This is a genomic window from Bradyrhizobium sp. 4 (assembly GCF_023100905.1).
Lineage (GTDB): Bacteria > Pseudomonadota > Alphaproteobacteria > Rhizobiales > Xanthobacteraceae > Bradyrhizobium.
In genome coordinates this window covers 5,477,556-5,500,738 of sequence record NZ_CP064686.1, presented here as the reverse complement: position 1 = coordinate 5,500,738, position 23,183 = coordinate 5,477,556, and the positions used below count along the sequence as shown (strand labels likewise).

Annotated in this window: 24 protein-coding genes; 17 read left to right on the top strand and 7 right to left on the bottom strand. The window is 62.7% G+C overall.

Going from position 1 to position 23,183, the window contains the following annotated elements; genetic code table 11:
• Nucleotides 1-104 precede the first annotated feature (104 nt).
• Complete coding sequence (locus IVB45_RS26185) at nt 105-437, top strand: hypothetical protein (RefSeq protein WP_247356665.1); 333 nt, start codon at nt 105-107, stop codon at nt 435-437.
• Between the two features lie 103 nt (nt 438-540).
• Entirely contained in the window at nt 541-1,827 is a 1,287-nt protein-coding gene (locus IVB45_RS26180) for a phage terminase large subunit (RefSeq protein ID WP_247356505.1), read from the top strand.
• A 147-nt stretch (nt 1,828-1,974) separates the two neighbouring features.
• On the opposite strand, the gene IVB45_RS26175 is transcribed toward IVB45_RS26180, so the two are convergent.
• Nucleotides 1,975-2,157, bottom strand: coding sequence for a hypothetical protein (locus IVB45_RS26175; RefSeq protein ID WP_247356506.1), 183 nt, complete (start codon nt 2,155-2,157; stop codon nt 1,975-1,977).
• Nucleotides 2,158-2,217: 60 nt separating this feature from the next.
• On the opposite strand from IVB45_RS26175, the gene IVB45_RS26170 reads away from it, so the two are divergent.
• The 7 genes from IVB45_RS26170 to IVB45_RS26140 all read left to right on the top strand — a co-directional run bounded on the left by IVB45_RS26170 (nt 2,218) and on the right by IVB45_RS26140 (nt 8,113).
• Nucleotides 2,218-2,562, top strand: a complete 345-nt coding sequence (locus IVB45_RS26170) for a hypothetical protein (RefSeq protein WP_247356507.1) — start codon at nt 2,218-2,220, stop codon at nt 2,560-2,562.
• A gap of 123 nt (nt 2,563-2,685) precedes the next feature.
• Complete coding sequence (locus IVB45_RS26165) at nt 2,686-3,222, top strand: hypothetical protein (RefSeq protein WP_247356508.1); 537 nt, start codon at nt 2,686-2,688, stop codon at nt 3,220-3,222.
• Between the two features lie 578 nt (nt 3,223-3,800).
• On the top strand, nt 3,801-4,196 hold the full coding sequence (locus IVB45_RS26160; protein ID WP_247356509.1) for a hypothetical protein: 396 nt from the start codon (nt 3,801-3,803) through the stop codon (nt 4,194-4,196).
• A gap of 92 nt (nt 4,197-4,288) precedes the next feature.
• A complete protein-coding gene (locus tag IVB45_RS26155; RefSeq protein WP_247356510.1) occupies nt 4,289-4,717 on the top strand; it encodes a GNAT family N-acetyltransferase in 429 nt (142 codons plus the stop codon).
• A gap of 237 nt (nt 4,718-4,954) precedes the next feature.
• Nucleotides 4,955-6,223: a CoA transferase gene (locus IVB45_RS26150; RefSeq protein ID WP_247356668.1), complete on the top strand. Its 1,269-nt coding sequence runs from the start codon at nt 4,955-4,957 to the stop codon at nt 6,221-6,223.
• A 105-nt stretch (nt 6,224-6,328) separates the two neighbouring features.
• Nucleotides 6,329-7,558, top strand: a complete 1,230-nt coding sequence (locus tag IVB45_RS26145) for an acyl-CoA dehydrogenase family protein (protein ID WP_247356511.1) — start codon at nt 6,329-6,331, stop codon at nt 7,556-7,558.
• 9 nt (nt 7,559-7,567) lie between these two features.
• Entirely contained in the window at nt 7,568-8,113 is a 546-nt protein-coding gene (locus IVB45_RS26140) for a flavin reductase family protein (protein ID WP_247356512.1), read from the top strand.
• A 25-nt stretch (nt 8,114-8,138) separates the two neighbouring features.
• Here the strand turns inward: IVB45_RS26140 and IVB45_RS26135 are convergent, their stop codons facing one another.
• A complete protein-coding gene (locus IVB45_RS26135; RefSeq protein WP_346016173.1) occupies nt 8,139-9,122 on the bottom strand; it encodes an NAD(P)-dependent oxidoreductase in 984 nt (327 codons plus the stop codon).
• Nucleotides 9,123-9,231: 109 nt separating this feature from the next.
• Between IVB45_RS26135 and IVB45_RS26130 the strand changes: the two genes are divergently transcribed.
• The 6 genes from IVB45_RS26130 to IVB45_RS26105 all read left to right on the top strand — a co-directional run bounded on the left by IVB45_RS26130 (nt 9,232) and on the right by IVB45_RS26105 (nt 15,576).
• Complete coding sequence (locus IVB45_RS26130) at nt 9,232-10,209, top strand: ABC transporter substrate-binding protein (RefSeq protein ID WP_247356515.1); 978 nt, start codon at nt 9,232-9,234, stop codon at nt 10,207-10,209.
• 77 nt (nt 10,210-10,286) lie between these two features.
• Nucleotides 10,287-11,981 carry a dihydroxy-acid dehydratase gene (gene ilvD / locus IVB45_RS26125; RefSeq protein WP_247356516.1) on the top strand — a complete coding sequence of 565 codons (1,695 nt, stop codon included), beginning with the start codon at nt 10,287-10,289 and terminating at the stop codon, nt 11,979-11,981.
• 121 nt (nt 11,982-12,102) lie between these two features.
• Nucleotides 12,103-12,948, top strand: coding sequence for an ABC transporter ATP-binding protein (locus tag IVB45_RS26120; RefSeq protein WP_247356517.1), 846 nt, complete (start codon nt 12,103-12,105; stop codon nt 12,946-12,948).
• Nucleotides 12,945-13,730, top strand: coding sequence for an ABC transporter permease (locus tag IVB45_RS26115; RefSeq protein ID WP_027566683.1), 786 nt, complete (start codon nt 12,945-12,947; stop codon nt 13,728-13,730). Before IVB45_RS26120 ends, IVB45_RS26115 begins: the two co-directional genes overlap by 4 nt.
• A complete protein-coding gene (locus tag IVB45_RS26110; protein WP_027519277.1) occupies nt 13,727-14,494 on the top strand; it encodes an ABC transporter permease subunit in 768 nt (255 codons plus the stop codon). The genes IVB45_RS26115 and IVB45_RS26110 overlap by 4 nt, the downstream gene beginning before the upstream one ends.
• A 35-nt stretch (nt 14,495-14,529) precedes the next feature.
• The gene (locus tag IVB45_RS26105) at nt 14,530-15,576 is read left to right on the top strand and encodes a peptidase M29 (RefSeq protein WP_247356518.1); all 1,047 of its coding nucleotides are present in this window, start codon (nt 14,530-14,532) and stop codon (nt 15,574-15,576) included.
• Here the strand turns inward: IVB45_RS26105 and IVB45_RS26100 are convergent.
• Genes IVB45_RS26100 through IVB45_RS26080 form a run of 5 tightly spaced genes read right to left on the bottom strand, consistent with a single transcriptional unit; the run spans nt 15,573 to nt 21,279 of the window.
• Nucleotides 15,573-16,565, bottom strand: a complete 993-nt coding sequence (locus tag IVB45_RS26100) for a 3-hydroxybutyryl-CoA dehydrogenase (RefSeq protein WP_247356519.1) — start codon at nt 16,563-16,565, stop codon at nt 15,573-15,575. The two genes, IVB45_RS26105 and IVB45_RS26100, sit on opposite strands and share 4 nt — an antisense overlap.
• A 3-nt stretch (nt 16,566-16,568) precedes the next feature.
• Nucleotides 16,569-17,657 carry an NAD/NADP-dependent octopine/nopaline dehydrogenase family protein gene (locus IVB45_RS26095; protein WP_247356520.1) on the bottom strand — a complete coding sequence of 363 codons (1,089 nt, stop codon included), beginning with the start codon at nt 17,655-17,657 and terminating at the stop codon, nt 16,569-16,571.
• Nucleotides 17,654-19,177, bottom strand: a complete 1,524-nt coding sequence (locus IVB45_RS26090; RefSeq protein WP_247356521.1) for a long-chain fatty acid--CoA ligase — start codon at nt 19,175-19,177, stop codon at nt 17,654-17,656. Before IVB45_RS26090 ends, IVB45_RS26095 begins: the two co-directional genes overlap by 4 nt.
• Before the next feature lie 2 nt (nt 19,178-19,179).
• Nucleotides 19,180-20,469: an acyl-CoA dehydrogenase family protein gene (locus tag IVB45_RS26085; protein WP_247356522.1), complete on the bottom strand. Its 1,290-nt coding sequence runs from the start codon at nt 20,467-20,469 to the stop codon at nt 19,180-19,182.
• Between the two features lie 12 nt (nt 20,470-20,481).
• Nucleotides 20,482-21,279: an alpha/beta hydrolase gene (locus IVB45_RS26080; RefSeq protein WP_247356525.1), complete on the bottom strand. Its 798-nt coding sequence runs from the start codon at nt 21,277-21,279 to the stop codon at nt 20,482-20,484.
• Nucleotides 21,280-21,494: 215 nt separating this feature from the next.
• Between IVB45_RS26080 and IVB45_RS26075 the strand changes: the two genes are divergently transcribed.
• Nucleotides 21,495-22,256: an SDR family oxidoreductase gene (locus tag IVB45_RS26075; RefSeq protein WP_247356527.1), complete on the top strand. Its 762-nt coding sequence runs from the start codon at nt 21,495-21,497 to the stop codon at nt 22,254-22,256.
• Between the two features lie 43 nt (nt 22,257-22,299).
• A complete protein-coding gene (locus IVB45_RS26070; RefSeq protein WP_247356670.1) occupies nt 22,300-23,136 on the top strand; it encodes an enoyl-CoA hydratase family protein in 837 nt (278 codons plus the stop codon).
• The last annotated feature ends 47 nt before the right edge of the window (nt 23,137-23,183 follow it).

Below are 23,183 nucleotides of genomic sequence, written 5' to 3'. Positions count from 1 at the left end.
CGCATTTCTTTTTGTGGAGAAGTCATGACAGCCTATCTGATATCGCTCGCACTCGCGGGCCTGGTTGTAATCGCGCTGTGGGAGACGTTGTCTTGAGCGAGGACATGGAAATTGCGCTCGTGAGCGAGCCGGTCCGCGCGCCTGCGCGACGGAAGACGTCCAGCGCGCACAGCCTGACCGAAATCCGCTCGCTGGCACGGAGTCACACCAGAACCGCGCTCAGGGTGCTGGTCGGCATCATGCGCAGCGACGATGCAACGCCGGCCGCCCGTGTCTCCGCCGCCAATGCAATCCTCGATCGCGGCTGGGGCAAGGCGGCGCAGCCGATCGAGAACGGGGAGGATCGCGTGCTGGAATTGATTCACCGGATCGAGCGCATCATCGTGTATCCGGCAAGCCTGCGCGATGCGGATGCTGGGATGACGCCTAAGCCGTGAAAAGATCGATCTGGAATTCGGTTCCGACACTCCGAGCAACGAGGACTGGGCCGCGATGTGGCGGAGGCGTGCCGGCCTGTCGTAGTGCGAGCGAGCGCATCCATTGTCCATCCTGAAAATTCCGACGGCCAAGGTCTTCGAGCCACTGCTGCAACCCGCGCGCTACAAGGGCGTTTATGGTGGACGCGGCTCGGGCAAATCGCATTTCTTCGGCGAGCTTCTTGTCGAGACCTGTCAGGCCGAGCGCGGCACGCTCGCGGTCTGCATCCGCGAAGCGCAGCGGACGCTGGCGCAATCTTCCAAGCGGCTGATCGAGGGCAAGATCGCAAGTCTTGGTCTCGGCCACGGCTTCAAGTTCTTCAGCGATAAAATCGAAACGCCTGGCGACGGGTTGATCATCTTTCGGGGGCTTCAGGATCACACAGCCGACTCGATCAAATCATTGGAAGGATTTCGCATCGCCTGGATCGACGAGGCTCAGTCGTTGAGCGCGCGTAGCCTTGCGTTGCTGCGGCCGACGATCCGCGCAAAAGACTCCGAGCTGTGGGCGAGCTGGAATCCGCGCCGCAAGAGCGATGCGATCGACGATTTCTTGCGCGGGCGGCGGCCCGAGGGAGCTGTCGTCGTCAAGGCGAACTGGCGCGACAATCCCTGGTTTCCGGACGTGCTCACGGAGGAACGGTTGCTCGATCGAAAGCTCTATCCGGAGCGCTACGATCACATCTGGGAGGGCGAATATGCGCGCGCCTTCGAAGGCGCCTATTTCGCTTCGTTGCTGTCGGAAGCGCGCGCGCAGGGACGGATCGGAAAGGTTGCGGCGGATCCGCTGTTGCCACTGCGCGCCTTCATCGACATCGGCGGCGCTGGCGCCGCGGCGGATGCCTTCGCGATCTGGATCGTGCAGTGGGTCGGCACTGAAATTCGCGTCCTGGATTATTACGAGAGCGTCGGCCAGGTGCTGGCGTTTCACGTCAACTGGCTGCGCTCGCGCGGCTATGACCAGGCCATTCTTTACCTGCCGCATGACGGCATCGCCGCCAACAACATCACCGGCAAGCGCTACGAGGATCATCTGCGCGAGGCCGGATTCACGGTCGAGCCTCCGGTGAAGAACCAGGGGCCGGGCGCCGCGATGATGCGGATCGAGGCATTGCGGCGACTTGGTCCGCAGCTTTGGTTCAACAAGGACACAACGGAGCCTGGCCGCGAGGCGCTCGGCTTTTATCATGAGCGCAAGGACGAGGCGCGCAACATCGGGCTCGGCCCCGAGCACGACTGGTCAAGCCACGCCGCCGATGCGCTGGGATTGATGGCGATCTGCCATGAGCAGCCAGGCAGGGCAGCCGCGTTCAACCGGCCGATCCGCTATGCCGAGCAGGGGTGGGTGTGAGTGAGACAATGGGCCGCGGTGAAACCTGCGGTTGACACGTGTTCGTGTTATGTTCTAGGAGGTGTAATGTCTACCGCTGCGTGAGATTTGCGATGTCGACGTTGAGAATACTGGTCGACCTGATCGGATACGCGGTGGCGAGCCGTCCTACCATTCCTTTCCTTCGGCCGGATCTATGTCGAACCATTCAGTGCAACGCCGCAGCCATTGCAGTGGCCGTGGTAGCGTCGCGATGCGACAGGCCGGATCGAGCTGCGGCAAGCCGCTGCGGCTTGGATCGGATTTGGAATTTGCGCGATCGTATTGCTTGCGGCTGTCTTCGCCGTCCACATCGCCTTCCGGCGCGCATATAGGTTCGAACACGATGCCGGATGACGGGAGGAGAGGGACGTGAGGTTCAATAGGGGCGGCCTGATCTGCGTTGGCTTCTACGCGTCTTATGTTGTGTTCATGCTGGCAGCCGCCTATCTCGCGCGCGACAGTAAGACGAGCGGATTGTTCATGGCGCTCAGCGCTCTTCCCGGCTGGCTCGTCGTGGGAGCCATGCCAGGAGCCACGATGGAGTGGCTGCTGCTCAACGGCTATTTCTTCGTTCAAGTCGGGGTGTATCTGCTGAGTTTGGCGGCCGCCTATTTGTTCGGATGGATCCTTGAGAAGGCTGTCCTCGGGGTCGCGCCGACGCTGAACCGCATCGACCATTGGTGGTTCGATCGAGTCCGTGGGGACGATCGATAGGTCGTGCGAGCGTCGATTGCGAGACGGTTGCCTCGTCTGGGCGGCTTGCAATGAATACGACGTCCGTCAAAGTCCCAACGTGCCGATGTTTCGCAATGGAGGCACGAAGTTCAGGAGTGATCAATGCCGGGTCGACACGCACTTACGGTTCAACTTAATCCCTATGGCGTCGGACACGCGGCCGTCACTCTGACTGATCCGTCGGGGCAGACCTATGCGGGCTTCGGTCCGCGTTGGCACAATGCGCCGATCAGCCCAGGCAAATTTGACGTCCATACCGTACCTACGGGATCGACAGCGCTGCCTTCGGACTTTTCCAACGTGTTCGGCGACGATCACCGGACCTACACCGTGCCGATCACCGAGGAACAGGCCAGGTCCGCGCACGCCGAGATCAGTCTCATTGGGCGCGAGAGACTCTGGTACAATGCCATGAAGCGCGATCCTCGCGTTTGTACGACGATCGTTGACCGCATCATGCAGGCCGCCGGCGTGAATGCGGGACTCTATGCGCTTCCGCGGGTTGATGATGAATATCTCTCTGATATCGCGGATACACTTGCGCGGGATCCGAAGGCGAAAGTCATGAGCCAGCACCGGCTTCCTATTCCCGACACGCTGCGCGGCATCCAGCGCGACTATGCGTTCGTCGGCGGATGATATGACACGCCCTCGGAGCGCGTGCGACGCCCGTTGTCCGGACAAGGAGGCTCCCGTCCAGCGGCGGGTGAGCCGCCGTACCCAGCCGATGCTGAAGCTGCGGGGGCGGATCAAGGCGCGACGTTTGCCGGTCGGTTTGGCAATTGGATTACGTCTCCGGGCGGCAGCGCGCCTGCGCCGAACGCGTCCGAGAAATCCACCGGTGATGCGTCCGCTGTCTCTCGCCGCGATGTTCGCCGCTTGACCCGGCAGGATGCTCCCTCCGGAACGGACGTGTTCAGGTCGGGTGCTTCGCCTGTGCCGTATCTGCCGTCCCCGGGATTGAACGAGCGATTCGGTCAGTGGGGCACGCGTTCTGATGATCGGGGCGCCCCAAGCAACCGGCCAATCGGCGCGTTCGCGGGAGAGCCGAGCCATTCGATCCCGCCGCCGATCTGGGGCACGGATGACCGAGGAAATGATGGCAGGGCGATGACGATGCCTGGTTTGCCCGCTGGGTCCAGCCCTTCATAATGCCACGCTGATGAAGCCGGTCCACCGAACAGCGCGGTGAACGAGCTCTGGCCGAAAGGTATTTCATGTCGAAAATGTCGATCTCCGAAGTAAAGGCGATGCTCGCCTCCCAGAAAGCCAACGCACTCGCTGCTATGTCGGCGGCGCGGCTCGCCGAGGAGCGGGCCGACGCGATGGACTATTACCTCGGCGACATGCGCAAGGACATGCCGGCGCAGGACGGCCGCTCGCGTGCGGTGTCGACCGACGTCGCCGACACCGTCGAAGGCCTGATGCCGTCGTTGATGGACATCTTTGCAGGCTCCGACGAAGTCGTGCGCTTCGAGCCGGTCGGTCCGGAGGACGTCGCCGCCGCGCAGCAGGAGACGGACTACGTCAACCACGTCTTCATGCAGCAGAACGGCGGCTTCATGGTGCTCTATTCTTTTATCAAGGATGCGCTGCTGTCGCCACCGGGCTGATGGGCGCGGTCTGGCTAGGTGTCAAGGTCGTGCTGGGCAAGTGAGCCTCAATCGGCACGATGTTACTGCACTCCACCCCAATGGATCATCCCATGTACAGAATTCGCATTGTCGATGCATCCGATGACGACATCGCCGACACATTGGCGGATCTGCATCAGTCGACGTTCTTCGATGCGGCTGCCTTGCCACGATTCGAGTTGGGGGCGTGGTGGCTTGCCTATCACGGCGATGAGGCAGTAGCTTTTGCCGGTGTCGTGCCGTCAACGCACATTCGAAATGGCGGTTATTTCTCCAGGGTCGGTGTGTTGCAGCGGCACCGGGGACGTGACCGCCAGTGCAGGATGATGCGGGTGATCGAGGCAAGGGCACGGCGTACTGGATGGGACAGCATCGTCTCGGATACGACCGACAATCCGGTGTCTGCCAATAATTTCATTCGGGCAGGCTATCGGCTCTTCGAACCCCAAGTGCCCTGGGCCTGGGCGCATACGCTTTACTGGCGAAAGCGGCTTCGCTGAGCGAATGGAGCCAGGTTTCCCGTGGTGCGGAACGCGATTCCCGCTACGGAAAATGGTTCGCGCGAGATGAAGCGCAACACGGAACGTCCAAGGGCCCGGCAGCTTGACAGCTGCCGGGCCCTTTTTGCGTATTGAAGCGATGCGGGCGAAGGACTTGCGAAGTCAGCGGTGCCGGGCTTTAAGTTTGCTCCTGCGGGAAATTCGGCAACCATAAGCCGATGTAAGGGAGCGCCGTCGATGCCCACCAAGCCTCAATTGCCGGAACGTTCGTCGCGCGCGACGGGGGCGCCTAGCGCGCTCGACGGTCTGCTGGTCGTCGATTTCACGCGTGTGGTTGCCGGCCCGGCCTGTACGCAGACGCTTGCTGATTTCGGCGCGCACGTCATCAAGATCGAGAATCCAGACGGAGGCGATGACACGCGTGCGTATGAACACGCCGAGATCGGTGGAGAGAGTGCTGCCTATCTCAGCCTCAATCGCAACAAGCGTGGCATCACGCTCGACCTTACCGTGCCGGAGGCTCGTGAGATCGCGCTGGATTTGATTCGCAAGGCCGACGTGGTCGTCGAGAACTTCTCCAGCGGGGTCATGAAGAAATTTGGCCTCGACTATGAAACTGTTGCGCCGCTCAATCCGCGGTTGGTCTATTGCTCGATCTCCGCCTACGGGCGCACCGGACCGTTTGCCTCGCGTCCCGGCTTTGATCCGATCACGCAGGCGGAAAGCGGCTTCATGTCGCTCAACGGATTTGCTGATGGCCCGGCGGTTCGCACCGGCCCGCCGATCGTAGACATGGCGACGGGGATGTCTGCCTGCAACGCCATCCTGATGGCGCTGCTGGCGCGCGATCGGCTCGGTCGAGGCCAGCATGTCGAGGTCGCCCTGTTCGACGTCGCGATGGGCATGACCGGCTTCTATGGCATGGCCTATCTGATCAACGGCGAAAATCCCGGCCGGTTTGGTAATTCGCCGAGTGGCTCTCCTACCGTCGGCGTGTACGAGGCCTCCGATGGGGCGCTTTACATGGCCTGCGCGAACGATCGGCTCTATCGTCGGCTGGTGGTCGAGGTGCTGAACCGGCCGGAACTGATCACCGATCCGCAGTTTGCCTCGCGTAAGGCGCGTTCCGAGAACAAGGAGCTTCTGCGGGCAGCCATTGCGGAGGTTTTCGCGAGCGATACTCTCGAGAACTGGATGACCAAGATGAAGCTGGCCAATATCCCGGTCGGCTATCTGCGGACGGTCGAGGAGGGGTTCAATGCACCGGAGGCGCGAGCGCGCCATCGCTTGAACCGGATTCCGCATCGTACGGCAGAGTGGGTCCCTAACATCGAGCCGCCGATTGCCATGAGCTTGACCGGCCCGATTGATCCTGTGGCTGCTCCATTGCTGGGCGAGCACACCGAGCAGGTCTTGCGTGATACGCTCGGTTACGACGAGCGTCGGATCTCGGAGTTCAACCAAAAGGGGGCTTTTGGATCGGGCAAGCCATCGGAGCAGGTCTGAACCCAAGCGGTCGTTCCCTTGGGACGTGCAAATCGCGCCCTAGCGCTGCATCCGCTTGATTTGGCGATGTTCCAGCCGCATAAATGCATAAAGCGAGGGATACGAATGGCGCCTGGTCAAGAGCCGAGCGTGGGCCGGCCCGCAGGGGCGCAATTCGATGAACCTGCCCATGCGGCAATGGTCGCGAAGGCGCGCGCGCTCATCCCACGGCTGCGAGAGCGGGCGGCGCGGACGGAGGAGTTGCGGCATTTGCCGCCCGAAACGGAGAAGGATCTGCACGACGCGGGCCTGTTCCGGATGCTTCAGCCCAAGCGCATTGGCGGCGCAGAACTCGATTATGTCGCCTTGATCGACTGCGCGGATTTGCTCGGACAGGCGGACGCGTCGGTGGCGTGGAATCTGGCCAATCTGGCGAGCCATCACTGGATGCTCGGCATGTTCGAGCCGGCGGCGCAGGATCTGGTCTGGGGCCTTGATCCGGACGCACTGATCGCGTCCTCGTTCATTTTTCCTGCCGGACGTGCCACGAGAGTGGAGGGCGGATACCGTCTCCATGGCAGCTGGCCGTTCTCCTCGGGCGTTGCCTCCTGCGCATGGAACATGCTTGCAAGCGTCGTCTACTCCGACGACGAGGCGGACGGCATCGAGTATCGGATATTTCTGCTGCCGAAAGCCGACTACAAGGTCCTCGACACCTGGAATGTCGCGGGGCTGCGCGGGACGGGGTCTTGCGACGTGGAGGTCAGGGACGCTTTCGTGCGCGAGGACATGACGGTTGCAGTCGGCGATCTTGACGGGGGTCCGACGCCGGGAAGCAAGCTCAATCCCAACCCGCTGTATGCGCTCCCGGTGTTCTCGCTGTTTCCCTACGTCCTCTCCGGCGTCGCGCTGGGGAACGCGCAGGCGTGTCTCGACGATTATGCGGAGGTCGTCCGTCATCGCATTTCCACCTACAACCACGCCAGGCTGAGCGACTTTCAAAGCACCCAGATCAAGATCGCCGAGGCCTCGGCGAAGATCGACGCCGCACGCCTGATCATGCGCTCGGCCTGTCTGAATGCCATGGAGGATGCAAGGCGGGGTCATATCGCCGATATGGCGACCAAGACCAGATATCGGCGCGACGGCGCCTTTTCAGTAAACTTCTGCACGGATGCGGTGTCGATGCTGTTTGCTGCGAGCGGAGCACGGGGCCTGTTCACGACGGGCGCGTTGCAGCGGCAATTCCGCGATGCGCACGCGATCAATTCGCATCTTGCGTTCAATTTCGACGCAGCCGGGACCAACTATGGACGCGTGGCGTTGGGCCTGCCGTCCGAGAATCTCACGCTGTGAGGCCGGCCGATGAATGATCTGCCGAAGCAGCCGGCCGTTCCCGATCCGGCCAACGAACTCGCGAGCGACAACTCGCCGATCGATCCCCGTGATTTCCGCAGTGCGCTAGGCACCTACGCCACGGGGGTGACGATCATCACAGCCGCTGCGCCTGACGGCAAGCCCTATGGCCTGACGTGCAATTCGTTTGCCTCGGTCTCGCTGAATCCGCCGCTGGTTCTTTGGAGTCTCGTCGTCTATTCCTCTAGTCTGACCATCTTCCAGAACGCCAGTCATTTCACGGTCAACGTTCTTGGCGTTTCGCAACAGGCGCTTGCGAGCAAATTCGCCAAGTCGTCTGATGACAAGTTCACCGGTGTCGACTGGACGCCGGGCCTCGGCAACGCGCCGGTGCTCGCCGAGAGCGTCGCCAATTTTCAATGCCGCTCGGTCAATCGCTATTACGGCGGCGACCACGTGATCTTTCTCGGTGCGGTCGAGGCCTATACTTACAATGCGAAGGAGCCGCTGCTCTTCGCGCGCGGCGCGTTCGGCCGATTTCTCGCCGACAGCTAGCGCAAGCAGTCACAGCAAGCGTGCTTCAGTTCGCGCTCGATGATTCAGCGCTCCCTGCCGAAAGCTTGTAGATTTCGAGCGCATCCGCATCCGCGCCTCGCGCGGCCTTGGCGAGCCTGAAAAGTTGTCCGGCGAGCGAGGCCATGGGCACCGGGGTCGACGTCGTCTGCGCGACATCGGCGACGGTATCGAGGTCCTTGAGCATTGTAGCGATTTGACCAAGCGGCGGTGAGTGAATGCCCTGGACCATTCGCGGCACGAACAGCTGTAACGGAATGGAGTCCGCGAAGCCGCCGGCGAGTGCTTCGGGCAACCGGTTGGCATCGATTCCGGCGTTCACGGCAAGGCGTGTTGCCTCCGCAAGAACAGCCATCGCGCATCCGACGATCACCTGATTGCATAGCTTTGTGGTCTGGCCGGCGCCGGTCGGGCCCATGTGGGTGAACCTTCGTGCCATGGCCAGTACGTAGGGGCGGACCCGCTCGATATCGCCTGCTTTTCCGCCGGCCATGATGGCAAGCGTGCCTTCCTCGGCGCCCTTGGTGCCACCGGACACCGGCGCATCGATCCAGCCCGCGCCGTTCGCAGCTAACAATCGTGTTGCAAGGTCCCGTGCGGCATCAGGATGGATCGACGAGAAGTCGACCACGAGCTTACCCGCGCCGGGCGCTGTTGAGATGCTCGTGGGCCCGAAGATCACCTCTTCCACGGCAGCCGCATCCGTCACGCACATGAAGACGATGTCCGAGCTCTCCATCAAGTCGCGTGGGCTGGCTGCGCGCCTGGCACCGGCTTCGACGAGCGCGGCCATCTTCCCTTCCGAACGGTTCCAGACAGTGACCTGATGGCCGGCGTTGAGCAGGCGCCGGCTCATCGGTGTCCCCATCAGTCCAAGGCCGAGATAGCCGAGCCGCTCGACGGCTTGCGGGTTTGTCTTGCTTGCCTCAGCCATAGGTTGCCTCCATCTGCTGCTGTGCGACGCTGCACTACCATATAGGGCGTATCCCACGACGAAACCGCCCGGCCTGCATGGCTTGCTTGATTGTTTGAACCATGAAACATTTGCCGCGGTCGGGTTGGATGGCGCGGGTCGGCGCCTGGGCAGCGGAGTGGGCACGATGCGAACCGTTTCGAAGTGGATCCTGGCTTTGGGGGCGGCAGCGGCCGTGAGCGCGGGCCCATCATGGGCGCAGCAGACAATTCGCGTCGGCTGGACGATTCCAGCCGAGGAATCCAAATACTGGATGATGCGCCGCCCGGCTGAGTTTCCCAACATCGGCAAGGCCTACAACATCGAATGGACCCAGTTTCAGGGCACCGCTCCGATGACGCAGGCCTTGGCGGCCGGCGCGCTGGATTGCGCGACGCAGGCGCCGCTGTCGCTCGCCAACGGCGTGGTTGGCGGCAACCTCAAGGCCTACATCGTGGCGCAGCACGTCTTCGAGAAGGCCGGCGGTTTCTCCGTCTACTGGGCTGTCATGGACGACTCCCCGATCAAGACGATCGCCGATCTCAAAGGCAAGACGGTCGGAATTTCCGTAATCGGCGGCGGCACGCAAGGCCCGTTCAATCTGTTGCTAAAGCAGAACGGCATCGATCCGGCCAAGGACATCAAGCTGGTCGAGGTCGGCTTTGCCGTCTCCGAAGATGCGTTGCGGCAGGGCCGCGTCGATGCGGTCAACATGAACCAGCCGTTTGCCGCGCGCGCGGAGGCAAAGGGCGGCACGCGGAAACTGTTCTCGCTGTCGCAGGCGATGCCGAACATCGTGCACATCCTGGAAGCCTGCCGTGCCGATTTCGTCGACAAGAACCCGGAATTGGTCAAGGCTTACGTGCGTGACATTACCTCCGGCATGAAGAAAGCGCTGGCGAACCGCGAAGAGACGTTGAAGGTCGTCAACGAAGTCCTGAAGGCACCTATTCCGGTTCTCGAGACCTATCTGCTCAAGGACAATGATTTTGGCCGCGATCCGGGTGCGGCGCCGAATTTCCCGGCGATCCAGAAGATGCTGGACATCTACGCGGAGACAGGGATGCTGCCGAAATTGGATGTCGCGCAATTCAAGCATTCGACGATTGTCGCTCCACTGCAATAGGCGATCGGGCGAACGAACCGAGCGAGAAGGTGTGGCGTCCAGGATGATCCGGGACGTTGCATGAAGAAGATGCACGTATGAAGAAGCTCCGATCTCGGATCACGACGGATGGTCTCGACCGGGCCCCGCACCGCGCATTCATGCGCGCCATGGGGCTCGACGACGCTGCGATTGCCAAGCCGATGGTCGGCGTCGTCAGCATGAAGGGCGAACAGACACCCTGCAACATGACGCACGACTTTCAGGTCGCGGCGGCCAAGACCGGAATTGAGGAGGCCGGCGGCACGCCGCGCGAGTTTTCGACCGTGTCGGTTTCCGATGGTATCAGCATGAATCACGAGGGGATGAAGTTCTCGCTGTTTTCGCGGGAGCTGATTGCCGACTCGATCGAAGCCGTCGTCCATGGTCTCGCCTACGATGCGCTGATCGGATATGGCGGATGCGACAAGACGCTTCCCGGCGTGATGATGGGCATGGTCCGGTGCAACGTCCCGTCCATTTTCATCTATGGCGGCAGCGCGCTGCCGGGCCGTATGGACGGGCGGACCCTCACCGTGCTCGACTCCTATGAGGCTGTCGGCAGCTTCATGACCGGAGAGATCGACAGTGCCACGCTCGAGCGCATCGAGCGGGCGTGCCTGCCGACCATCGGCGCGTGCGCCGGCCAATTCACTGCCAACACCATGGGGATGGTGTCGGAGGCGATGGGCCTCACCATTCCCAACGTGTCGATGGTGCCGGGTGTCTATGCCGAACGCGCGCAGATATCCAGGCGGGCCGGGCGCCTCGTCATGGAGATGCTGGAGCGCGGCGGGCCGTTGCCGCGCGACGTCGTGACGCGGAAATCCCTGGAAAACGGTGCGGCGATCGTGGCCGCCACGGGCGGTTCGACCAATGCTGCGCTACATCTGCCGGCGATCGCAAACGAGGCCGGGATCGCATTCACGATCGACGATGTCGGCGAGGTTTTTGCCAGGACGCCGCTGATTGGAAACCTGCGGCCTGGAGGCAAATATACGGCGAAGGATGTCTACGATATCGGCGGTGCCGCCGTGGTGATCCGGGAGCTGATCCAGAGCGGGCATATTGATGGCAGCTGCTTGTCTGTCACGGGCCGTACACTTGCCGAAGAATACGGCGCCGCCAATGCACCTGACGGCGAGGTCGTTTACGCGGCTCGCGCCCCGATCATGCCAGATGGCGGCGTCGCTGTGCTGAAGGGAAACCTCTGTCCCGACGGCGCGGTCATCAAGGTCGCGGGCCTGAAGAGTCAGTTCTTTGAAGGCGTGGCGCGCGTTTTCGAAGACGAGGAGGCCTGCGTCGCTGCGGTTCGTGATCGCACCTATCAGGCGGGCGAGGTTCTCGTGATCCGAAACGAGGGGCCGGTGGGCGGCCCCGGCATGCGCGAGATGCTCGGCGTCACGGCGCTGATCTATGGACAGGGCATGGGCGAGAAGGTGGCCCTGATCACGGATGGACGCTTCTCTGGCGCCACGCGCGGAATGTGCATCGGCTATGTGTCTCCCGAGGCCTTCGTCGGCGGTCCGCTGGCGCTGGTTCGCGATGGCGACAGGATCCGGATCGATGCTGCGAAGCGGCGGATGGATATGCTGGTCGACGAGCAGGAACTCGCTGCTCGCCGGCACGATTGGAAGCCGCGTCCGCCTCGTCACCGTGCCGGCGCGCTGGCGAAATATGCCCGATTGGTTGGCCAGGCACCGGGCGGAGCCGTGACGCATGAGGGGCCCGCGGAATGGCCCTGGTTCGGATGACGCGGCGCACTTGCCCGAAAACAGCCAAACGTCTGGCAAGTTTCTTGCTAAGCTCGCGTCGCTGACGAAGGATGTTCAGCAAGCCTGTTGCGCAGGGGTCGCGCGAACGAAGTGAGACGGGATGAAGGTAGTGCCTTCGAGATCGAGCGAATGGGTGAGACCGGTGACGCCGCAAAAACCGGCTTCTGCAATCATCGAGATCGAGAGCGTCTCGCAGGTATTTCAGACCTCGGCGCGCAAGGATCATGTAGCGCTATCGGACATCTCGCTGGCGATCGACGAAGGAGCCTTCGTCTCCATCCTTGGTCCGTCCGGCTGCGGCAAGTCGACACTGCTTTACGTCGTCGGCGGCTTCGTCAGCCCGACCAGCGGTTCAGCGAAGATCAAGGGACGGACGATCACGGGTCCAGGGCCGGATCGCGGCCCGGTGTTTCAGGAATTCGCATTGTTTCCGTGGAAGACCGTACTGGGCAATGTGATGTATGGCCCTCGCCAGCAGGGCGTGCGCACCGCCGAGGCGGAAGCACAGAGCCGGGCCTTGATCGAAATGGTCGGGCTCAAGGGCTATGAGAACTTCTATCCCAAGGAGCTGTCCGGCGGCATGAAGCAGCGCGTAGCGCTGGCTCGAACGCTGGCTTACCATCCTGAGGTTCTGTTGATGGACGAGCCGTTCGGCGCGCTCGATGCTCACACGAGAACGCGGCTGCAGAACGATCTGTTGAATATCTGGGAGCGTGATCGCAAGACGGTGCTGTTCGTCACTCATTCGGTGGACGAAGCGGTTTTCCTCTCAGACAAGGTCGTGATGATGTCGAAGTCCCCCGGCCGCATCCGCGAGGTCATCGACATCGATCTGCCGCGGCCGCGCCGCCGCAGCGATCTGCTGCTCGATCCACGCTACCAGAAATACGTGGTCGATATCGAGCGGATGTTCGACGAGACCGACCCTGTCGGGTCTCCGTCATGATATCGCCCGCCGCTTTGGCGAGACGGGCTGCCCCGGTGCTTGCCTGCATCGGATTGCTCGCGATCTGGCAGGCGGCGTCCCTCGCGTTGAAGAATGACAGCTTTCCGACGGCGATCGAAGCAATTCGTGCAATCCCGGACATTCTCGGGGACAAGGAATCGCTGATCAACATCCTGGCCTCGCTCCGCCGCATGGCGGTCGGGTTTGGCATAGCGGTATCGGTTTCGATTCCGCTCGGCCTGTTGATGGGCCGCAGCCGGGCCGTCGCGGCCTTCTTCAATCCGCTCCTGATGGTAATCTACCCGGTGCCGAAGGCCGCCTTGATGCCGATCATCATGCTGTGGCTCGGCGTCGGCGACATCACGAAGACGCTGGTGATCTTCCTCGGCGTCAGCTTGCCCGTGATCTATCACAGCTTCGAGGGCGCCAAGGCGGTGGAAGAGAAGATGCTATGGTCGGGTGCCGCGATGGGGCTTTCGCCTGCGCAACGGCTGGTCCGGATCGTACTGCCGGCGGCGCTGCCGGAAATTCTGACCGGTTGCCGCACCGGACTCGTGCTGGCGCTGATCACGATGATCACCAGCGAGATGATCGCCCGTCAGTCCGGCGCCGGCAACATCTTGTTCAACGCTCTCGACATGGGCCAATACGACACCGTCTTTGCGATGATCATCATCGTCGGCGCGATGGGAATATGCCTGGATGCGATCTTCGAGCGGGTCCGCGCAAGGCTGGTGCGCTGGTCTGAACCGCAGTTCGACATGCCGCTGAGCTTCTCATGATGCCGCAGCTTCGCTCCACCAGCATCATTCTCGGGCTTGCGCCGATCGTGCTGGTGATCGCGCTGTGGCAAGGCCTTGTATCGTTTGGCTTTGCGCCTGCTGTCTTGCTCCCGCCGCCGGGATACGTATTCAGCAGGCTGCTTCAGCAACTCCTGACCTGGACGTTTCAGCAGGAGATCGCGGCGACTCTGATCCGGCTGTTTGCCGGCTTCGCGATTGCGGTCGTGCTCGGTGTCAGCATCGGCATCGCCGCTGCCGCCAATCCGGCTATCAACGCCGTGGTTCGGCCGATCGTTCGCGTGCTTGCACCCTTGCCAAAGGTCGCGCTCTATCCAGCATTGCTGCTGCTGCTCGGCTTCGGTCACGGATCGAAGATCACGCTGGTGGCGGCGGATGCACTCTTTCCCATTCTGTTGTCTACCTATTACGGCGCGTCGACGGTGGAGCAGAAGCTGATCTGGTCGGCCATGGCGGCGGGAACGCCGCGCTATGAGATCCTGTTCAAGGTGGTGCTGCCGGCCGCGATGCCGTCGATCCTGACCGGTTGCCGGATCGGCCTTGTCATTTCCTGCATCGTGGTGTTTCTGGCGGAGATGATCACGTCGAGCGACGGGCTCGGACATGTGCTCGTCACGGCGGCCCGGACCTTTCAGGCCGTCGACATGTTCGTGCCGCTGATCACGATCTCGCTGCTGGGCCTGATCCTCAATGGTCTGCTGGGGGCAGTGCGCGCGTATCTGCTGCGGGGTTTCCCCGAAGCATGAACTGACGAAGAAGAAACAGAAAGACGGGAGTAGACATGCTGGCTGATCGCATTGAGGCAAAATGGATCGACGCATTTTGCGAGATTTTTGAGCGATGCGCCGTCAAGGCCGGCGATACCGCGGCGATCCTCTCGGAAACCCAGTCACGTGCGTTGAACGTTCATCTGGCGGAGCTCGCGCTGTTGCGGATGGGCGCCCGACCGTTTCACGTGGTCATGCCGACCCCGCGTAACCGGAATATCGTTCCGGTTCGCTCGACAGGGGCGAGCGAGGCGATCCAGCGGCTCGGCCCGGTCATTACCGCGCTTCAACAAGCCGGCTTTGTGGTGGATTGCACCATAGAGGGCTTGATGCATGCGGTGGAGACACCCGAGATCCTCAAAGCCGGCGCGCGCATCCTGGTGATCTCCAACGAGCATCCCGAAGCGCTGGAGCGGATGGTGCCGGATTCCGCGCTCGAGAAGCGCGTTCGCGCGGCGGCGAAGATGCTGCGCGGGACCAAGCGGATGCGGGTGACGTCGAAGGCCGGCACTGCGCTCGACGTCGATATGGTCGGCGCATCCACGGTCGGCGTGTGGGGGTGGACGGACAAGCCCGGTACACTGGCGCATTGGCCCGGCGGGATCGTCGTCAGCTTCCCCAAGAGCGGAACGATCAATGGCACGCTGGTGATGGCGCCAGGCGACATCAACCTGACTTTCAAGCGGTACCTGACGTCGCCGGTGAAGATGACACTGAAGGACGATTATGTCGTCGAGCTGGAAGGCGAGGGCACGGATGCCGCAATGATGCGTGCCTATCTTGAGGCCTGGGGCGATCGAGAAGCCTATGCGGTGTCGCATGTCGGCTTCGGCATGAATCCCCGCGCGCGCTACGAGGCGCTGTCGATGTATGACCAGCGCGACACCAACGGCACGGAAATTCGTGCCGTCTCCGGCAACTTCCTGTTCTCGACCGGTGCCAACGAATTCGCGGGCCGTTACACGGCGGGCCATTTCGATCTGCCGATGATGGGGACGACGATCGAGCTCGATGGTGCCGCCGTGGTGAGTGAAGGGGTGCTGCAGGACGTGTTCGGCTAGTTCCGATCGAGCACCGGCGGGCGAGCCAGGTCAAAGTGACGGAGCAGGTCGACCATGGCCTGAAGCCGTTTTGCCCGATAGGCGTCGATGTCCATACCTGAGTAATCGAGAAAGCCTGCGCCCGTTCGCAGGCCGATCCGGCCCTCCTGCATGTTCCGTGAAATGACCTCCGGCGCGCGATAGCGGTCGCTGCCGAGTGCGCCCTCGAGATAACGACTGGCGTAGTAGAGGATGTCGCCGCCGCCCCAATCGATGAATTCGAGCAGCCCAAGCACGGCGTAGCGGAAGCCGAAGCCGTAGCGGATCGCCTTGTCGATCTCCTCGGCGCTGGCGACGCCTTCCTCGACCATGCGCGCGGCCTCGTTCATCGCCAGCGCCTGGATGCGCGGAACGATGAAGCCGGGCGTCGCCGCGCAGACCACCGGCACCTTGCCGATGCCTTCGAGTAGCGCCTTGACCTCCTCGACGATGCCTGGATCGGTGGCCTTGCCTGGCGAAACCTCGACCAGCGGGATCAGATAGGCCGGATTGAGCCAGTGCACATTGAGGAAGCGGCGAGGATTCACGATCGCGCCAGAGAGATCGTCGACAAGGATGGTCGACGTCGTCGATGCGATGATCGTATCGGGGCCGACTTGTTTTGAGGCCGCCCCCAGCACATTTCGCTTGAGCTCGACGATCTCGGGGACCCCTTCGAAGATTATTCCCGCATCGGACAGTGCCGCATCGCTCTGGCTGGCCGGCACCACCGAGACCCGCGCGATCAGCGGATCGACATCCGCCTCGGTCAGTAGCCCCAGCTTCGCCAGGCTGGCAAAGGTCTTCCTGACTTCGCCGAGCGCATCTGCCTCCAGCCTGGCGAAATCTTCGGCTGAACGGGCCTTGATGTCGATCATCGTGACCATATGCCCCGCGTAGGCGAACGCGACGGCGATGCCGCGGCCCATCCGGCCGGCCCCGAGACAGGCGATTGTGGCTCGGCTGGTCATCGGTCAAAATCCCTTGCGAAGAAGCGTCTGCAAAGCGGCCTTGTCGAGATTGCCGAGGCCCAGCTTCTCGAGGGTTCGGCCGCCTTGCGTGAAATCCTCACCGCAGATTGCGCCACCGATGGCCAGAAATCCTTTGGCCAGCGGCGTAGCCACGCCCGCCAGGCCGGCGACAGAGACCAGCAGCGATAGCCCAAGCCGCAAATCTTCTCTCATGTAGCGGTGCTCGGTCAGCACGATCCGCTCGCGCCAGTCGCCGGAATCGGTCAGCCGGTCGTGCGAGCCGCGGCCATACATCCAGATCTCGCCTTCCTTGGCATAGTGATGGGCGAGCGGAAAATGCGGTGCGCCATATCCGAGCGCCTCACGCACGGCAATCCGTTCGGCATCGAGCGCGTCGGTGACACGGCGAATCGCGGCTTGCGTTCCTTCCTTGTGGATGTCCCACTTTTCGAAATGCTCGATCGGGCCTGCATTCATCACGATCAGCGGCGGATGGATAATCGGGCCTGCATTCATCAGCGCACCGGAGAGAGCATCGCCGCACGGCTCGATTGCGTTGGCGAAAGCCTGTCCAATCACCGCAAGCGCACGCGGCGCCTGATCGAGCGGGAAAACGCCGACCGGCAGTCGCTTGGCGCGGATGGTGATCGCGACCTCGAACGGGCCGTGCTTGCGGGCCAGCCAGGGCAAGGTCCCGGTTTCGGCAAAGCACGCGTTGGCGGGGTTGCCGGCATCCCGCGCAGCCTGGGCGAAGATCATCGAACCGAACGTGGCCGGCGGCAGAAACACGACCTGTCCATCCTGCAGATGTGGAGCAAGCAGGCGCGCAATATCAGACTGCGCGAAGGCGGGGGCGGGGCACAGGATCAGCTCTGCGCCGTTGACGGCTTCGGCGATGGCAGCGGTGACCAGCGCGAGCTTGACGTCGTGACGGCCGTCATGATCCTTCACCAGGATGCGCGAGCCGGCGGCGCGATGGGCTGCGACCTGATCCGCGTCGCGGCGCCAGAGCCGGACCTCATGTCCCGACAGCGCAAAATCGCCCGCGGCCGCGAAAGAGCCGTTTCCCCCACCCAGAACCGCAATCTTCAAGATGCTTCTCCTTGCGCGCGCGATTGCGCATCAAGCTGCTTCAGCAGGAAATGCTGGACCTTGCCCAGCGCTGTGCGCGGCAGGTCGGTGACGAAAACGATGTCGCGCGGAACCTTGTAGCGGGCGAGTTGGGCTTGAAGATGCGCTTTCAACGCGTCTGCTTCGAGCCGACAGCCGGATCGCGGGATCACGTAGGCGATGGGCACCTCGTCCCAGCGTGGATCGGGCCGGCCGATCACGGCGCATTCGCTGACATCGGGATGTTCCAGCAGGACGCGTTCGACCTCCGCCGGATAGATGTTCTCGCCGCCGGAAATGATCATGTTCTTCTTGCGGTCGCGCACCCAGAAATAGCCGTCCGCGTCGCACAGGCCGATATCGCCGGTACGATACCAGCCGTCGTGTAGCGCATCGCGCGTTGCGTCCGCATTGCCCCAATATTCGAAGAACACGTTGGGGCCGCGCACTGCGATCTCCCCCGGCGCTCCCGTCGGCACCTCGTTGCCGGCGTGATCGATCACTTTCGCTTCGCAGCACAGGCCGGCAAGTCCGGTCGATCCCGCGCGCGAAAGATCGCCACCAAGCCGGGTGTAGACTGCGATGGGACAAGTTTCCGTCGAGCCGTAGACCTGAAGCACGGGTACGCCGCGCGCCACGAAGCGGTCGATCAGATGCGGCGGCACGATGGTCGAGCCGGTCGCGACGGCTTTGAGTGACGAAAGGTCGGACGTGGGCCAGGCGGGATGCTCGCTCACCGCCTGGATGATCGCCGGCACCATCACGGTCAAGGTCGGCCGTTCCCGTTCGATGGCTGCAAGCGCGGTGTCCGGCGTGAAGCGTGCGTGAACCGTGACCGTCGCGCCCAGCTGGAGCGCCGCCGTGGTCTGGATGTTGAGGCCACCGACGTGGAAGAACGGTAGCAGCGTCAGCACATGGTCATCGGACGTCATGTTGTGCATGTGCTGGCTCATGACGCCGTTCCAGAACAACGCCTCCTGGCGCAGCACTGCGCCTTTGGGTCGTCCGGTCGTTCCCGATGTGTAGACAATGAGGAGCGGACAGGAGAGATCAGTGTGCGGGTTGCGGCCGGTGCCGCGGCTTCGAGCCAACAGGTTTTCGAACGTCATGCTGCGGGCCGGCTCGAAATCGAGCCCGACGATTGCGGTCCCCTCAAGCTCGGCAAGGACCCCCTCAAATGCCTGCTCGAGCACCAGGACCTTGGCGCCGGCATCGTTGAGGATGAAGAGCTGCTCGGCGACAGCGAGCCGCCAGTTCAGGGGCACCAGCATCGCGCCGAGCCGCGCGCAGGCATAGAGCAGAACCAGATAGTCCGGCCGGTTCAGGCTGAGGATCGCAACGCGGTCGCCCCGGCCGACGCCGAGCTCCTGCTTCAACGTCGCCGCCGTCCGCTCGATGCGTGCAGCGAATGCCGCATAGCTCAACCGTTCGCCCTCGAAGGCGATGGCCGTCTTGTCTGGCGCGAACGCCGCGTTGCGATCGATCAGACTGCAGAGATCCACCGTTAGTCGTCCGTTTCGCCGGCCTCGTACAGCGCCTCGCGCCCGATCCGGTCGAGGCAGAGCTCGGCTGTCCAGGGCAACATCAGCGAGCCGCAGCGGCTATCGCGATAGATGCGCTCCAGCGGCAGCGAGCGCAGCATGGCCTGTCCGCCGCAGGTGCGGATCGCGAGCGCGGCGAGCTCATTGGCACCCTCCATCACCGAATATTGTGCGGCATAAGCGCGAAGCACCTGCTCCTTGCTCGGATTGGCGCGCGCATCGGTGACGGCCTGGAACCAGATCGCCTTGATCTGCTCGAGCTTGATCTGCATCTGCGCGACCGCAATTTGCTTGGTCGGATACATCCTGCGCTTGACCGGCGGCATGCCCGGTACTTCGCCGCGCAGATACCGCACAGTGAAGTCATAGGCGGCTTGCGCAAGGCCCATATAGGTTGGCGACAGCGTCAGGAACATGTGCGGCCAGCGCATCGCGGCCTGGAAATAGACGCCGCGCGGCATCAGCGCCGAATCTGCCGGCACGAACACCTCCTTGAACAGCAGCGTGCGCGAGACTGTTCCGCGCATGCCGAGCGGGTCCCAGTCGCCGACGACCGAGACGCCTTCCGATTTTGAGGGGATGGCGAGGTAAAGCGTATTGCGGCGCGAAGCCTTCTCGCCTTCCTCGATCTCCGTGCAGAGAACGCCGTAATAGTCCGCATGGCCGGAGAGTGATGCAAAGATCTTCTTGCCGTTGACGATCCAGCCGCCCTCGACCGGCCGCGCTTCCGTGCCGAAAGCAACACCGCCTGCCGCAGCTGCACCGCCTTCCGAAAAAGGCTGCGAATAGATCGCGCCATGCTCGACGATGCGCTTGTAGTGGACTGCACGCCGCTGCTCGTGCTCGGCGCGGGTTTCAGCATCCATGTCGAGATCGTCGGCGAGCGGACCCGACCACAGCGTCGAGCAGACATGCATGTTCCAGGTGAGCGCAGTCGCGCCGCAATAGCGGCCGATTTCGGCTGCCGCCAGTGCGTAGGTTTGATAATTCGCGCCGAGCCCGCCATGCTTCTTGGGTACGGCAATACCGAGCAGGCCGACGCGATGCAGGTCGCGATAATTCTCAGACGGGAAGATCGCCTCGCGGTCGTAAGTCGCGGCGCGGCCGGCGAACACGCTCTGGCCGATCTCGCGCGCCCGCGCGATAATGCCGGCCTGCTCGTCGCTCAGTCGGAATGCGACGGGATCGAAGATCGGCGCATCCAGCGCGACCTTGTCACTCGCGCCGATGGTCTTGCTGACTTGCATGGTCATTGCGCAGTCATCCTACGTTTTCGTCGCGACGGAATTCAGGAATCGGCCGAGCGCCTCGTTAAAGGCATCGGGGCGTTCGAGGTTGGCGAGATGGCCGACAGCGTCGAGCTCGACATATTCCGCGGAAGGAATGTAGGTCGCCGTCTTCGCCATCATTGGGGCTGGCGCGTTGTTGTCCTTGGAGCCGGACAGCAGCAGCGTCGGGATGGAAATATCCTTGAGGGTGCTGCGTTGGTCGAAGCCGATCAAGGCCAGCAACATGGCGCGATAGCTCGCCTCGGGCACACTTGCCATGCACTCGCGTGCAAGCTCCATTCCCCTGGGATCAGGATCGTCGCCCACCAGCTCCTTCACCAGAGAGGGAGCCAGCGACTTCATCGTTTCGCCGCGATCGAGCGGCCCGAGCCGGGCGGCGATAAACGATTTCTGCCAATCGCCGTCGGCCTTGCCGAACGCCGGGCTGGTCTGCGCCAGCACGACCGCGCGCGCCAGTTTTGGGGATTGCACCAGCCATTTCTGGACGATCATGCCGCCGATGGAATGGCCGACCAGAATCGGCCTGCTCGCCCCAAGCTGCTCGATGAATCGCTGAAGCGCATCCGCCAGGGCAGCGATGCTGACGCTGGCGAGCGGCGCCGAGCCGCCATAGCCCGGCATGTCCCATGCAATCGCGTGGAAGCGGTCGCCGAATGTCGCAAGCTGCTGCCGCCAGGCCCGTGCCGCACCGCCGATGCCATGCAGGAAAATCAGAGGTGTCCCGCCCGGATCGCCCGCTGCTTCATAGGCGAAGCGGCCGTCCTTTGTTATCATTGGCGCAGGCTGCGACACGCGACATCCTTTTGCTTGGCCCTTCGATGCTAACAGGCCTGTGAGGGATGGGAAGAGATAACTTTATACCTAAAGCAATTTTCAGGCCGGTCTTTGGCGTGCGGCTGTTTGCGAGGCCAAGTCGGGCTTTGTTTGCAAAAGTTTGAAGGTTAAAATATATCGAGAGAGCGATCAGCAGAATGCAAGGAAGCCAGCGCATGTCCGGATTACCGCATTCGCCGCACGCGCTGGTGACCGGTGGCGGTCGCGGTATCGGTCGCGCCATCGCAGCAGCGCTCGTCGAGGCCGGTGCCACGGTGACCGTCCTTGGGCGGAACGCTGCGACGCTTGAAGAGGCCGTCAGCGCAGGCGCCGCGCATTTTGCGGCCGTCGCCGACGTCTCGGACGAAACTTCAATGAAAGTCGCCATCGCTCAAGCGGGTGCACGGCAGCCGATCGATATCCTGATCGCCAACGCGGGAAGTGCCGAGTCCGCGCCGTTCGCCAAATCCGACAGCGCACTGTTCGCGCGCATGATGGACGTCAATTTCAAGGGCGTGGTCCATGCTGTCAGCGCTGTGCTGCCCGGGATGAAGGATCGTCCCTATGGCCGTATCGTCGCGATCGCGTCGACGGCGGGGCTCAAGGGCTATGCCTATGTCAGCGCCTACACCGCGGCCAAGCACGCTGTGGTCGGTCTCGTGCGGTCCCTCGCACTCGAGATGGCTGGCAGCAATGTGACCATCAACGCAGTGTGTCCCGGTTTCACCGACACCGATCTGGTTGCCGGCAGCATCGAGAACATCATGAAAAAGACGGGGCGCAGCCGCGAGCAGGCCATCGCCGAGCTCGCGAAACATAATCCGCAAGGGCGATTGATCTCTCCTCAGCAGGTCGCGGATACCGTGCTCTGGCTGTGCGGCGAGGGCGCCGGCGCAATCACCGGGCAGGCGATCGCTGTTGCCGGTGGTGAGATTTAGCGCGCATGGCACCGGCACGGAACAAGAAAGCCAAGGAGATCGTATGAGCAGACCAGCCAATCCTGTGACCTTACCGCTTGCGGACTATTCGCCGCAGCACTTCCTGCTGGCCGTGGTCGATGGTGTTGCGACAGTCACGCTCAATCGTCCGGAACGGAAGAATCCGTTGACCTTCGAGAGCTATCGCGAACTCACCGATTTCTTTCGCGCCTGCGCGTTCGACGATACGGTCAAGTCCATCGTCGTGACCGGCGCTGGTGCCAATTTTTCGTCCGGCGGCGACGTGTTCGAGATCATCGGGCCGCTCGTGAAAATGGACACCAAGGGGCTGACGGCGTTTACGCGGATGACCGGTGACCTCGTCAAGGCGATGCGGGCCTGTCCGCAGCCGATTGTTGCCGCGGTTGAAGGCATTTGCGCCGGCGCGGGCGCGATCATCGCCATGGCGTCGGACATGCGGCTTGCTGCGAGCGGGGCCAAGGTTGCCTTCCTCTTCAACAAGGTGGGCCTTGCCGGTTGTGACATGGGCGCCTGCGCGATCCTGCCGCGGATCATCGGACAGTCCCGCGCTTCCGAGTTGCTCTACACCGGCCGGTTCATGACCGCGGAGGAGGGCGAGCGCTGGGGCTTCTTCAGCCGTATCGTCACGTCGGAGCAGGTGCTGCCCCAGGCACAGCTACTGGCCAAGCAGATTGCTGAGGGACCGACCTTCGCCAACACCATGACCAAGCGGATGCTGGCCATGGAATGGGCGATGTCGGTGGAGGAGGCGATCGAGGCGGAGGCCGTTGCTCAAGCGCTGTGCATGACAACCGCCGATTTCGAACGGGCCTTCGAGGCCTTTGCCAACAAGGTCAAGCCGGTCTTCAGGGGCGACTAGGCCGGCCTTTGCCGGCAGCCTGCCGCAATGGGGACTTGCGCGAGATT